Annotated in this window: 11 protein-coding genes; all 11 read left to right on the plus strand. The window is 44.2% G+C overall.

Translation table 11 applies throughout. The annotated features are described in order from the left end of the window. Positions 1–25 precede the first annotated feature (25 nt). Complete coding sequence (locus tag DEH07_05495) at positions 26–370, plus strand: hypothetical protein (GenBank protein ID HBY03993.1); 345 nt, start codon at positions 26–28, stop codon at positions 368–370. A 136-nt stretch (positions 371–506) separates the two neighbouring features. After that, positions 507–3,356, plus strand: coding sequence for an excinuclease ABC subunit UvrA (locus DEH07_05500; protein ID HBY03994.1), 2,850 nt, complete (start codon positions 507–509; stop codon positions 3,354–3,356). 14 nt (positions 3,357–3,370) lie between these two features. Further along, positions 3,371–5,242, plus strand: coding sequence for an excinuclease ABC subunit C (locus DEH07_05505; GenBank protein ID HBY03995.1), 1,872 nt, complete (start codon positions 3,371–3,373; stop codon positions 5,240–5,242). 102 nt (positions 5,243–5,344) lie between these two features. Next, on the plus strand, positions 5,345–6,307 hold the full coding sequence (locus DEH07_05510) for a transcriptional regulator (GenBank protein HBY03996.1): 963 nt from the start codon (positions 5,345–5,347) through the stop codon (positions 6,305–6,307). A 223-nt stretch (positions 6,308–6,530) separates the two neighbouring features. Next, the gene (locus DEH07_05515; GenBank protein ID HBY03997.1) at positions 6,531–7,586 is read left to right on the plus strand and encodes a bifunctional phosphoglucose/phosphomannose isomerase; all 1,056 of its coding nucleotides are present in this window, start codon (positions 6,531–6,533) and stop codon (positions 7,584–7,586) included. An 81-nt stretch (positions 7,587–7,667) separates the two neighbouring features. Then, positions 7,668–8,564, plus strand: a complete 897-nt coding sequence (locus DEH07_05520; protein HBY03998.1) for an RNase adapter RapZ — start codon at positions 7,668–7,670, stop codon at positions 8,562–8,564. 178 nt (positions 8,565–8,742) lie between these two features. Next, positions 8,743–9,435 carry a polysaccharide deacetylase gene (locus DEH07_05525; protein ID HBY03999.1) on the plus strand — a complete coding sequence of 231 codons (693 nt, stop codon included), beginning with the start codon at positions 8,743–8,745 and terminating at the stop codon, positions 9,433–9,435. 60 nt (positions 9,436–9,495) lie between these two features. Continuing rightward, positions 9,496–10,470 (plus strand): DNA-binding protein WhiA, encoded by a 975-nt coding sequence (gene whiA / locus DEH07_05530; protein ID HBY04000.1) that lies wholly within the window; start codon positions 9,496–9,498, stop codon positions 10,468–10,470. A gap of 11 nt (positions 10,471–10,481) precedes the next feature. Continuing rightward, a complete protein-coding gene (rpoN, locus tag DEH07_05535; GenBank protein ID HBY04001.1) occupies positions 10,482–11,879 on the plus strand; it encodes an RNA polymerase sigma-54 factor in 1,398 nt (465 codons plus the stop codon). Positions 11,880–12,058: 179 nt separating this feature from the next. After that, entirely contained in the window at positions 12,059–13,066 is a 1,008-nt protein-coding gene (gene gap / locus DEH07_05540; GenBank protein HBY04002.1) for a type I glyceraldehyde-3-phosphate dehydrogenase, read from the plus strand. 32 nt (positions 13,067–13,098) lie between these two features. Beyond that, positions 13,099–14,292, plus strand: a complete 1,194-nt coding sequence (gene pgk / locus DEH07_05545) for a phosphoglycerate kinase (GenBank protein HBY04003.1) — start codon at positions 13,099–13,101, stop codon at positions 14,290–14,292.

Consider the following 14,292-nt stretch of genomic DNA (forward strand, 5'->3'; position numbering starts at 1 on the left):
CAAAATTGAAAGGAGGTTATTATAAGTGGAGTTTACTGATCGTGATATTTTAACTGACTTACTCATCGGCGCCAAGACAATCTCTACCGGTTACCATACGGCAGTGCTCGAATCGGCAAACGACCGTGTGCGCGGTACGCTTATCCAAATCAATAACGAAGAATTAAATACACAAAAGCAAATTTTTGACCTTATGCATTCACGTGGTTGGTATCCGTTAGATCCGGTGTTCACCGGCGTTCCGATGGGGGCTGAAACAACCGGTATCCGTTCAGAAATGGGTTCAATGGGTTTTACAAGCGCTTATCCGGGAGGAAGTATGGGGACTTCTCCAGGGGCAGGACTAGGCCCGATAGGCCGCAGTTGGTAGTAAAAGAAAAGGTAAGCCCGCGTATAGTTCTCTTGCGCGGGCTCACCTTTTTATTAAAGAGGAGTTCCTGGTTTTTATGTTATAATAAGATTAATTAGAAGCAAAATTCTATCAAAAAGTACCGGGTGACAATGACATGGATAAAATCGTAATAAAAGGCGCGCGTATCCATAATTTAAAGAATATCAGCCTGGAAATTCCACGCGGGCAAATGGTGGTTTTCACCGGTTTATCCGGTTCAGGAAAGTCTTCACTGGCCTTTGATACTATCTATGCCGAAGGACAGCGTCGTTATGTGGAATCATTGTCCGCTTATGCCAGGCAGTTTCTCGGGCAGATGGAGAAACCGGATGTCGATTATATTGAAGGACTTTCACCTGCTATTTCAATTGACCAAAAAACTACCAGTCATAATCCCCGTTCGACCGTGGGTACAGTAACAGAAATTTATGATTATTTAAGGCTGCTGTTTGCCCGGATCGGCAGGCCCTATTGTCCTAAATGCGGACAAACCATCACCAGGCAAGCCGTGGAGCAAATGGTGGACCAATTGATTTCTTTGCCGGAAGGAACCAGGTTGATGATCCTGGCGCCTGTAATCCGCGGGAAAAAAGGGGAGCACCAAAAACTCATTGAAGGGATCCGTAAAAATGGGTTTTCCCGGATCAGGGTGGACGGTGAATTATATGATTCGGGAGAAACTCCCGGCATTGATAAAAACAAAAAACATACCATTGAGATAGTGGTAGACAGGTTAATTAACCGTCCCGGCCTGGAGCAGCGGTTAACCGATTCATTGGAAACCGCTCTTAAAAATGCTGATGGTGTTGCGATTGCCGCAATTGAAGATGGTACGGAGATCGTTTTCAGTGAAAAATTCGCCTGTCCGGACTGTGGTACAGGACTGCCGGAAATCGAACCCAGGATGTTTTCTTTTAACAGTCCTTTTGGCGCCTGTCCTACCTGTACGGGTTTGGGAGTTCATAGAAAAATAAATCCTGATCTTGTTATTCCGGATATGAATAAGTCAATAGCCGAAGGCGCCATCGAAGGCTGGTATAAAGGGGCAACAGCTTATTCCTACCTGGAAGGCGTCGCGGAAAAATACGGTTTTAACCTGGAAACGCCATTGTGCCAACTAACCGCTGAGCAGTTAAACACGATTTATTACGGGACCGGCCAGGAACAAATAAGGTTCAGGTATAAAAACTCGTACGGGCGGCAAATTGAATACCATGTTCCCTTTGAAGGAATTATGAACAATATAAAGCGCCGTTACAAGGATACAAATTCAGAATATATGAGTGAAGAAATCGAACGTTATATGAGCTTTCTGCCCTGTCCGGACTGTAAAGGCGAGCGACTGAGAAAAGAAGCGCTGGCTGTAAAAGTCGGGGGTCTTTCCATAATTGAGGTAAGCCGTTTTCCGGTTTCTGAAATGATTGGCTTTTTTAGTTCTCTTGAACTAACTGACAGGGAAAACCTGATTGCCAGGCGTATTCTTAAAGAAATTGCCGAACGTTTGGGATTCCTTGCTAACGTGGGTCTTGATTATCTCACCATTGATCGTCCTGCAGGTACTCTTTCCGGCGGTGAAGCGCAGCGTATCCGCCTGGCTACTCAGATAGGCAGCGGTCTAACCGGTGTTCTGTACATCCTTGATGAACCCAGTATAGGTCTGCACCAGCGTGATAACCGGCGTCTTTTAGATACACTGCTGCATTTAAGAGACCTTGGCAATACAGTTATTGTAGTAGAGCATGACGAAGAGACTATTCTCACCGCGGATCATATTGTCGACATTGGCCCCGGGGCGGGAGAAAACGGTGGCGAGGTTGTGGCCCAGGGAAAACTTGAAGATATCACAGACAATCCGGTTTCAATCACCGGACAGTATTTAAGCGGCCGGAAGTATGTCCCTGTTCCGGAAGCACGCCGCCGGCCGGATGAAAAATTTCTAACAGTATTGGGCGCCGCCGGGCATAATTTAAAGAATATAGACGTGAGTTTCCCTCTCGGATTATTTATTTGTGTAACAGGAGTTTCCGGTTCCGGCAAAAGCACACTCGTAAACGAAATAATCTATACGAACCTGGCTAAAGAACTGCATGGTTCCAGAAACCGGACAGGATTCTGCAGAGGTATCGAGGGGCTGGAGTTTCTTGATAAAGTAATCAACGTAGATCAATCACCAATCGGACGGACACCGCGTTCCAATCCGGCGACTTATACCGGGGTTTTTAATGAAATCAGGGATCTGTTTTCACAGCTGCCCGAAGCGCGCGTACGGGGTTACAAGCCCGGCAGGTTTAGTTTTAATGTTAAGGGAGGACGCTGTGAAGCTTGTTACGGTGATGGTATTGTTAAAATTGAAATGCACTTTTTGCCGGATATTTACATACCCTGCGAAGTATGCAAAGGTTTAAGGTACAACCGTGAAACTTTGGAAGTAAAATATAAGGGTAAGAGCATAGCCGATATATTGAACATGACTGTAGAACAAGCGGCAGAGTTTTTCCGGTTTCAGCCCCGGATCTACAGGCGTTTAAAAACTTTGCAGGATGTTGGTCTTGGGTACATTCGCCTGGGTCAGCCGGCGCCGGAACTCTCCGGCGGGGAAGCCCAGCGTGTAAAACTGGCTACGGAGCTGTCCCGGCGTTCCAACGGGCGTACTATTTACATACTTGACGAGCCTACCACCGGGCTGCATATGGATGATGTGGCTCACCTGCTCAAAGTCCTGCACCGTTTAACGGAAGCAGGTGACACAGTAGTAGTGATCGAACACAATCTTGATGTAATCAAGACTGCCGACTATATTATCGATCTCGGCCCGGAGGGCGGAGATCGCGGCGGATGTGTAATTGCAGAGGGAACACCTGAAGAAGTGGCATGTAAGACAGAATCATATACGGGGCAGTTCTTGAAAAAAGTCCTTCCTTCTTTGACTATGAAAGCGCCAGGGTATAAAAAAATTGTTTCGTAAAGGCGGAGGGTTTAATGTTAGAGGAAAAATTCGGCAGGCTGCCCAGTGCGCCCGGTGTTTATTTTTTTAAAGATAACGGGGGGGATATAATCTATGTGGGTAAGGCTGTATCCCTGAAGAACCGCGTTCGTTCATATTGCCATGCCGGAGCCGGTCATTCCCCCAAAGTACGTTCTTTGGTTGAACGGGCGGTGGATTTTGAATACATAGTAACCGACAATGAAGTTGAAGCCCTTATCCTGGAGTCGAACCTGATCAAGGAGCACCGTCCCCGCTACAATATCCTTTTGAAAGACGATAAAAGTTATCCCTATCTCAAAATATCCCTGAAAGAAGATTTCCCCCGGATTCAGGTTACGAGAAACTTTGTGCGGGATGGATCTGTTTATTTCGGTCCCTATACCCAGGTCGGAGCAATTCAGGATACTCTGAACCTGCTCAGAAAGCTCTTTAAATTTCGAACCTGCAATCAGGAAATAACAGAAGTTGACAGTGGTTTTGGAAAAGCTTCCAGAACAAACAGGCCTTGTCTCAACCACCATCTGAATCAATGCCTGGCCCCATGTTCCGGCCTTGTTACACAGGCGGAATATATGACCATGATTCAGGAGGTCTGCCTGTTTATGGAGGGCCGTCAGGAAGATGTGGTCAAAAGAATTTCTCTAAGAATGGATGAGGCGTCAAGAAAACTGGATTTTGAAAAGGCGGCCAGGTTCCGTGATCAGATTAAATCGATCGAACTGGTGATTGAGAAACAAAAAGTAATCCTCAAGAATCCCGGCAATTTGGATATTGTCGCTGCCGCTGCCGGGCAGGGGCTATGCTGTGCAATGGTTTTCTACATGCGTTCCGGCAAACTTGTCGGCAGGGAGCATTTTTTGCTCAGGAATACTGAAGATATAGCCAGCGCTGAAATAGTTACCGCGTTTATCAAGCAGTATTACATTAATGTTGATTTCGTCCCGGAAAAGATTCTACTGTCCTGTGTTATGGAAGAAGAAAAAAAAGTTATTGCAGACTGGCTTTCCTGTAAAAGAGGCGGGAAGGTCAATATATATACTCCCCGTCGCGGGGAAAACAAACGGTTAATTGAAATGGTTGAAAAAAATGCCTTACTGGCATTGCGGGAAGCAGAAATAACAATGCAAAAAAAACAGCTTGACGATCAGGCCCTGGAAGAACTTAGGAGGGAACTGGGCCTTCAAAAAACTCTCGCGCGCCTGGAATGTTATGATATTTCAAATAACCAGGGTTCTGAAAATGTTGCTTCAATGGCTGTTTTTGATCAGGGAAGAATATCGCCGGACAATTACCGGAGATTTAAAATCCGGACGGTAGAGGGGCCAAATGATTACGCCTGTTTGCAGGAAACATTAACGAGACGGTTTATGCGAGCCCGTGAAGAAAAAGAGTTGATTAACAGCGGCCGTCTCTCGACAAAGAAAGCCGGATTTCACCGTTTGCCGGATCTGATCATTATTGACGGTGGCGCCGGGCAGCTTTCCTGCGTCCGGCAGGTGATGAGACAGACGGGCTTCGATTATATCCCGGCTTGCAGTATAGCCAAAGGAGAAGAAGTTATTTATCTTGAAGAGAGGGATGAACCTCTTCGTTTGCCTTCCAATTCACCTGCTTTGCAGCTTGTGCAGAGATTAAGGGATGAAGCCCACCGTTTTGCCCTTGCTTATCACAGAAAGCTGCATGCATCCAATAGTCTTTCCTCAGTCCTCAACGAGATAAAAGGCATCGGCAAAGTGCGTCAGCGGGCGCTTCTTACAGCATTTCCTTCTTTAGAAGCGATCAGCAAGGCAACCCTTGATGATTTAACGGAAGTTCCCTGCATGAATTTGCAGGCGGCTCAGGAAGTATATAATTTTTTTCATTAGTATAAGAGGCTAACATGAGCACGTAGGCAGTTGGCCGCCCTAATGAACATTTTTCTTAAAGTACAAAATAAAAAAGTATGAAAAGGAAAGATTTAAATAAGAATGAAAGAAAAATATGTAACCGGGGTTGATCTCGGGGGAACAAAAATATATACGGCTGTTGCCGATTCAAAGGGCCGTATTTTAGCTGAAACCAAGACGCCAACCGAAGCCGGTAAAGGGATAGATTTTGTACTGAACAAGGTTGTGGCAACGGTTAGACAGGTATCAAAAAAAGCGGGGCTTTCTGAAATCCCCGCCTATCTCGGAATCGGCGCGCCAGGGCCGCTGGACCCACAGCGCGGCTTTGTTTATCAGGCGCCAAATCTTGGCTGGCGGGATATTCCTCTTAAAGCGCTCTTAGAAGAGGTGTTACAGGTTAACGTAACAGTTGGTAACGACGCCAATCTGGCTGCTCTGGGGGAATATTGTTTTGGGGATTACGGAGGGACTTCTAATTTAATTTACATCACTGTCAGTACGGGTATCGGCTGTGGATTAATTTTGAACGGTGAGCTCTACCAGGGAGCTGATTACAGCGCAGGAGAAATAGGCCATCTAACGCTTGAACCGGACGGCTTAATATGCAGTTGCGGGAATAGGGGTTGTCTGGAAACAATAGCCTCGGGGACTGCCATAGCCCGCTTTGCAAAGGAACTTGCCCAACAGGGCAAAGGAACGGACATCCTAAAAGAGGCTGGGGGTTTTATGGAAGGAATAACTGCCGAGGCAGTTTCACGGGCTGCTGCTTCCGGTGATCAGGAGGCGCTCGGGATTCTGAATAAAACCGGCAGGGCTTTAGGTCTTGGTTTTTCGTATGTTGTAAATCTGCTCAATCCTTCCCTGATTCTTTTAGGTGGGGGGGCTATGAAAGCAGGGCCTCCGCTGTGGCAGGCAATGAATGATGAGTTAAAAAGAAGAGTTATTAGATCAAATATAAATAATCTTAAAGTATTTCCCGCTACGCTTGGCGACAGGTCAGGTTTACTCGGCGCAATTGCTTGTGCCCTTCAGGCAAACCGTTAATAAACAACTTGTAACTGCGCATTTGACACCTTTTTAAGGATTTATTTTTCCCTGCAGGTATTAGCGTTTATAAAGAGAATTATTTAAATTATTTTTGATGGCTAAAATGAGCACGTAGACAGTTGACCTTTCAAGATAGTTTTGTGCAGAGAAAATCAGGGGAAGTTCTCTTTAGCCAAACGGGTAATAAACCAAAAAAGGGGGTACTTAAAACTTGTGGGATATCTTAGATAATCCGGAAGTGATCAAAAGGATTGACACGCAGAACATGCTTGCGGCGTTATGGAATTTGCCTGATCAATGCCATGAAGCGTGGGAAATCGGTAAACATGTTGACCTGCCTGATAAGGTAAAAGTTAACAAAATTGTCGTGACCGGTCTGGGAGGTTCCGCTATCGGAGGAGACCTTTTAAGGGTTTTTTCAACGGACAGGGTGGCTGTTCCGGTGTTAGTCAACCGTCATTATTCACTTCCTCTGTTTGTTGATCAACAAACTCTTGTTTTTGCGGTCAGCTATTCAGGGAATACTGAAGAAACCCTTAGCGCTTATGAAATAGCGAATGAAAAAAAAGTTCCCATAATTGTTTTAACTACCGGGGGGAAACTAAAGAATATGGCCCAGGCAGACAAGGCGCCGGTAGTTACCGTTCCTGGAGGCATTTCCCCGCGTGCCGCAACGGGTTACTTGTTTATACCTATGCTGGCGATACTTGAGAGGATGGGTTTTGTTACAGGCATCTCTGAAGAAGTGGCCGAACTTGTTCAACAGCTAAAGTTATTACGTGAGCAATTAGGTCCTCAAGTTGAATTATCTGGCAACCTGTCCAAACAGCTGGCCACGAGGCTTTACGGGCATATTCCGGTAATCTGGGGTTCATCCGGAACGACCGAAGTTGTCGCCCAGCGTTGGAAAGGCCAATTTAATGAAAACACAAAGACACCTGCTTATTGGAACGTTTTTCCGGAACTAAATCACAACGAAATAGTCGGCTTTGAATCACCTGCAGAGATATTGAAAAACCTCTTTTTAATAATTCTTCGAAGCAAGGATGATCATGACAGGGTGCAAAAAAGGATGGAAATCACACATCAGGAAGTAGGAGAAAAAGTAGCCGGTGTTGCGCAAATCCATTCTGCCGGTGATACAATCCTCTCCCGGATGTATTCCTTAATCTATACAGGGGATTATACCAGTATTTACCTTGCTCTGCTTTACGGAATTGACCCTGGTCCCGTAAAAGTCATTGATCGTTTAAAGGGAGCCCTGGCCAGTCAGTGACCATAAGTTAATTTCCAGGATAGATTTGCTGAGCCGGATAATCCGGATTTGATCCAAATAGAAAGAGAAGGATTCTTACATATGACGGTGGAGTCTGACACCAAAAAATTACTGCCAAGACTATTAATTGTCACGGGCTTGTCTGGGGCTGGTAAGACCCAGGCATTGCGGCGCCTGGAGGACCTTGGTTTTTTTTGTGTGGATAACCTTCCTCCCGCCTTAATCCCCAAGTTTACTGATCTGTGCAGCCAGACGAATTCCATAGACAGGCTGTCATTGGTTGTAGATATACGCGGGGGTATATTTTTTGATAATTTATTCGAAGTGCTTGGTGAATTAAAACAAAAAGGCACTTATCAATATGAAATACTTTTTCTCGAGGCATCTGACGAATGCCTTGTCCGGCGTTTTAAGGAATCCAGACGCAGCCACCCTTTAAGCGAGCACGGCGAAATATTAAAGTGCATTCAGGAAGAAAGGGCTTACCTGCAAGAACTTCGGGGGCGTGCAAATAAAGTAATAGACACATCGGAACTTACCAATGCTCAGCTCAAAGCCGAAGTAAGCGAGTTGTTTTCTTCAAGGGTAGATTTACCACAATTTAGAGTTTCGATAATTTCATTTGGTTACAAGTACGGAATACCCCTGGACAGCGACCTCGTTTTTGACGTACGCTTTCTTCCAAATCCACATTATGTTCCGGAGCTCCGCTTATTGACCGGCAATGAAGCTGAGGTTGAAAAATATGTCTACGGCTCTGCGGTTACTGATGAATTCATGAAAAAATTTCTGATCTTGATCGACTTTTTAGTGCCGGAATATATAAAGGAGGGGAAGTCGATCCTAACCATTGCTATCGGTTGTACAGGCGGACGGCACCGTTCCGTTGCTATAGCTAATAACCTGGAACGGCGCCTGAAGGAAGAAAACTACCGGGTTTCTATAAGACATAGAGATATTAAACATCCAGATTTATAACATGGCTTAACGATTTTTGGGGGAACAGAAAAATGAGATTGATAAGGACAGCTCTTATAGTTATAGTTCTATTGGGCGCTGCCTGGTTTGCTATTCGGTATGTGTGGGAAATATTGCCCATCTATATATATTCTGAGCCGAACGCGGAGATGCTAACGCCAGTCAGATTCCCGTGCTGATGTACCATAAGGTTTCTCCCGATCCCAAAAGCGGCGGACTTGGAATGAGGGTAACACCGGCGAGGTTTAACCTCCAAATGCAATACCTGGCTAAAAACGGTTATCATACTGTTAAATTGATTGAACTTGCAGATTTCATAAAGGCAGACAAAACCCTGCCCCCGAAATCAATTGTCATAACCTTTGATGACGGATACCTTGACAACTATAAATATGCTTTTCCGGTCCTAAAGAAGTATGGATTTACTGCTACAGTTTTTGTAGTTGCAGACTATATTGGGAAAACAAATGATTTTGACGCGGCGAAAGAATTACAGCCGGTCAACCAATTGCTTGGATGGAACGAGATCAACCAAATGTCAGATTATGGTATAACAATTGGAGCTCACACCCTGAATCATGTTTCATTAACAGATATAACATTACCGGAAGCAAGGTATGAAATTGAAAATTGCAAGTTGGTTCTCGAGAAACAATTAGGAACTTCTATAGAGGCTTTTGCATATCCCTACGGACATTACAACAACCAACTTGAGGAAATTGTAAAGGAAAGCGGATATACTATCGCTGTAACGACCAAACAGGGTTGGGCTACTCCTGAAAGCGACCCTTACGCGATAAAGCGGATAAGAATCAGAGGAGATTATAATTTAAGAAAGTTTATTAATGAGCTTAGAAATATCCGGACTTAAGTTAATTTCCAGGTCAGCCGGCTGGCTTATGGAAAAATATGTTTTTTGGTGGTACAGTAAATGTCTTTTTCCATTGTTACAAAAGATGAGTTGGCACGGGTAATGGGAAATAACGAATGTTGCAGGGAAGCCGAACTTGCGGCTCTTATCAAGACAAACGGAAGTATTCTGCCAGTTAAGGATAATCAAGTTGTTTTAAGTATTAACTCTGAAAGCGCAGCTTTAGCCCGGAAAAATTTTTTATTATTAAAAGAAAATTTTCAAATATATGCGCATATACAAGTTAAAAGAAGAAGGAGACTGCGTAAAAACAATATCTATATCGTCAGGGTTTCTTCGCCTGCGGATGCTTCAAGGGTACTGGAAAGGCTTGGGATGTTGGATAATAAAAGTCAGTTCAAAGAAGAGATACCCGGCTGGCTGGTTCGTAAGGAATGCTGCCGCAGGGCTTACCTGCGTGGTTTATTTTTGGGCAGCGGTTCTATAAATAATCCTTCAAGTAATTACCACCTGGAGATTATCAGTTCGAGTGAGAATTATGGGAAAGATATTTGCCGCCTGTTGCAGAGATTCAACCTTCATCCGGGACTGATCGCCCGCAAAAACGGCTTTGTCGCCTATCTTAAGGAAGGCGGGCAGATTGCTGATTATTTAAATATTATCGGAGCGCATACAGCCCTTTTGAACATGGAAAACATACGGGTATACAAAGGGATGCGCAATCAGGTTAACAGACTTGTAAATTGTGAAACAGCTAATTTAAGCAAAACCGTAAATGCCTCCTTAAACCAACTTGAAACTATCAAATTTATATCCTCAACTTTGGGAATTGGCAAGTTGCCTCTTCTCCTCAGGCAGATAGCGTCAGCACGGTTGGCTTATCCTGATGCCAGTCTTAGGGAACTGGGGGAACTTATCGAGCCTAAAATCAGTAAGTCCGGTGTAAGATACCGGCTTGAAAAAATAGAAGAGATTGCGCAGCAGTATCTGCAGAACCAGGATTTGGTCTCTTTGAAAGGGAAGGTCCCCCGATAGAGGTGTTTGAAATGGCTGCCGGGAATACCATTAAAATGGAACAAACTCAAAAAATGATGATCACTCCGGGTCTCAGGCAGGCTATTATGATTTTGCAGTTTCCTACATTGGACTTAAATAGTTATCTTGGGCAGCAACTCCAAGAAAATCCAATGTTGGAACTTGAAGAAGAAAGCGATCAGCAGGATAGTGGATCGTTGGCTGTGGAAACCGGTTCAGGGGAGAATGAAAATATGTTTGATCCTGGATGGCAGGACTACTTCCAGGACAGCAGTGACCTCGGTTTCTTGGAACCGGAAAAAGAAACTGATCAGGATAATTCAGACTACGAAAACTACGTCAGGCAGGAGTTCGGTTTAACGGAATTTCTTTGTGACCAATTGAACCTTGTCATAAATAATACCAGGCAAAGGCTGATAGGGCGGTATCTAATCGGAAATTTGGATGAGAATGGGTATTTGCATGTGTCAGTAGATGAGGTTGCCGTCTCTTTAAAAGCGACTCGCGAGGATGTAGAAGAGACCCTTAAAATCATTCAAAACTTCGATCCGCCGGGGATAGGCGCTCGTAATCTGCAGGAGTGTCTTTTAATACAGGTTAACCAGTTGAATATTAAGGATAAATTATTGGAAAACGTTATTCTGCGCCATCTGCCCGAGTTGGCCAAAGGCAAGCTGTCATCGGTTGCGCATCAGCTTTGTGTTAGCTTTGAAGATATCCAAGATATTGCACGTTTTATTAAAACCCTGGATCCCAAACCTGGCTGTAATTACAGTTCCGGCGACTGTGTAAAATATGTTATTCCTGATCTAGTTATAGAAAAAGCGGGACAGAATTTTACAATAACCGTAAATGACTGCATAAACTTAAAAATTAACTCATATTACAGGTCGATATGGGAAAAGGAAGCAGATTCAAAGGTCCGGCAATTTTTAGGGGTTAAATTAAATGCCGCTGTTTGGCTGATTAAAAGTGTTGAACAGCGCAGAAATACCTTGTCAAAAATAGCAAACTGCCTGATTGCTTTACAACAGGATTTTTTAAAATACGGATGTGAACACCTGAAACCTTTGAACTTAAAACAAGTAGCTAAAATTGTCGGGCTGCATGAATCTACCGTCAGCAGGGCAACTTCCAACAAATATGTTCAAACACCTCAGGGTATGTTTCCAATGAGATCTTTTTTTTCTGCAGGATTAAACTGCGGGAGCGATAAAGAAACTTCTGCGGCGGCCATCAAGGAAAGCCTTCGTAAACTTGTGGCCCGGGAGAATCCTGTAAAGCCTTTAAACGATCAGGAGGTTGCCGGCATATTTGCTGAACGCGGGATCAAAATTTCACGCCGGACAATTGCAAAATATCGCGGTGAAATTGGGATACCACCCGCCCGTCAAAGAATCAGGTATTAGACACCCAAATAGGTTTAATTAAATTTATCTAAAAAGGGGACGAACTAACATAGTGAGGTTCCTTTTTTATTTTTTTAAAAAAGAGGAAAATTATTAGCGGGTAGCGAATAGAAATAATATATCATAATCAATAAAATATTGTTATATAAGACATACTATTAAGGGAGTGGTGTGGAAAAATGACAATCAGATTTGGTATTAATGGATTCGGCCGGGTAGGCCGTTGTGTTTTTCGCGTGGCGTTGATGGATCCTGAATTGGAAATAGTTGTCGTGAATAGTAATGGGGATGCGGCTACGTTGGCCCACCTTTTAATGTACGATTCAGTACACGGCAGACTGGCAAATAAAGTTACTGCTTCTGACGGGGGATTTATAATTGACGATAGAAAAATAGCTGTGGTTTCAGAAAAGGATCCTAATGAATTACCATGGGGGAAACAGGGTGTTGATATAGTGATTGAATCCACCGGTAAGTTTAATGATGGAAAGGCAGCCGGAATGCATATCAAACAGGGGGCAAAAAAGGTTATTATTACTGCTCCTGCGAAAAACGAAGATATTACCATCGTAATGGGAGTAAATGATGATAAGTATAATCCGGAAAGCCATCATGTTGTTTCCTGCGGTTCCTGTACAACTAACTGTCTGGCCCCAATTGTCAAAGTATTGCATAGAAAGTATGAAATTTTAAGCGGTTTAATGACAACTATACATGCTTATACAAATGACCAGAAACTTCTGGATTCCCGGCACAAGGATTTACGCAGGTCAAGAGCGGCGGCAATGTCAATCATTCCTACTACTACAGGAGCGGCAAAAGCTATTAATCTTGTTCTGCCTGAACTGGAAGGCAGGCTGAACGGCCTTTCCTTGCGTGTGCCCACACCTGATGTAAGTGTGGTGGATCTTGTTGCCCAGGTTAATAAACCTGCCAGTATAGACGATATTAATTTTGAACTAAAAGAAGCATCAGAAAATGAATTAAGGGGAATCATTGCTTTTAGTGATCTCCCGCTGGTTTCTTGTGATTTTAATGGAGATCCTCACTCTTCAATTGTTGACGGACCCTCAACTATGGTTATTGGAGAAAATCTTGTCAAAGTAGTAGCCTGGTACGACAATGAATGGGGTTATGCCAACCGTGTTATTGACCTGGCCAAGTATATGGCCCAAAAAGGGCTATAAAGCAAAAAAATGTAAAGAACTAGGGGATAGAAATGAATAAAAAATCTGTCTCGGAGATGGATGTAACCGGTAAAAGGGTATTGTTGCGTGTAGATTTTAATGTGCCTTTGAACGATGAAAGGGAAGTGTCAGACGATACACGCATTATTGCATCTCTGCCGACACTGGCTTATCTAATTGAGAAACAGGCTAAAGTAATTATCGTTTCACACCTGGGGCGTCCCAAGGGTAAGTATGATGAACGATACCGTCTTAATCCGGTAGCTAACCGGCTTCAAGAGCTGATCGGAAGGCCTGTACAAAAAGTGAACGATTGCGTTGGTGAGGAACCAAAAGCTGTCATTTCAAAGATGCAGCCTGGTGATGTGCTTCTTTTGGAGAATGTACGCTTTTATCCCGGAGAAGAAAAAAATGATGAAAAATTCGCCCGCAGCCTGGCCGAGTTAGCGGATATATATGTAAACGACGCTTTCGGGACAGCGCACCGCGCACATGCTTCGACCGAGGGTGTGGCGCATTTCCTGCCGGCTGTAGCCGGATTTTTAATGCAAAAAGAAATTACTATGCTGGGTAAAACAATAATGCAGCCGGAACATCCTTTCTTTATCATCCTGGGTGGAGCAAAAATATCGGACAAAATAGGGATTATCAACAATCTTCTGGAAAAAGTTGATGACCTTATTATCGGTGGAGGAATGGCCAATACTTTTTTGCGGGCAGCCGGTTACGAAATGGGCAAGTCTTTGATTGAAGCCGATAAGGTTGATTTTGCCGGAGAGCTTGCCGCGAAAATAAAAGATCGAGGACTTAATCTTATGCTGCCGGTAGATTTGGTGGTTACGCCCGCTGCTGAACCCGGTTCGGAAAAGAAAGTTGTCTCTGTAAAAGAGGTTCCGGAAGATTGGATGGCCTTGGATATAGGGCCGGAAACAATAGAAGTATTTAGCCGATCAGTGAGAATGGCAAAAACAGTGATATGGAACGGGCCAATGGGTGTTTTTGAAATGGCCCCGTTTTCTAAGGGCACTTTTTCGTTAGCCCGGGCTTTGGCGGAAAGCGGCGCTGTAACTGTTGTCGGAGGGGGAGATACAGCGTCAGCAGTAGAGAAAGCAGGTGTGGCGGATAGGATGACCCATATTTCAACTGGTGGGGGAGCCTCACTTGAGTTTATTGAGGGGAAGGTTCTTCCGGGTGTAGCCGCTTTGTTGGACGATCGGAAAGGATAA

The sequence above is a fragment of the Desulfotomaculum sp. genome (assembly GCA_003513005.1).
Classification (GTDB): domain Bacteria; phylum Bacillota; class Desulfotomaculia; order Desulfotomaculales; family Nap2-2B; genus 46-80.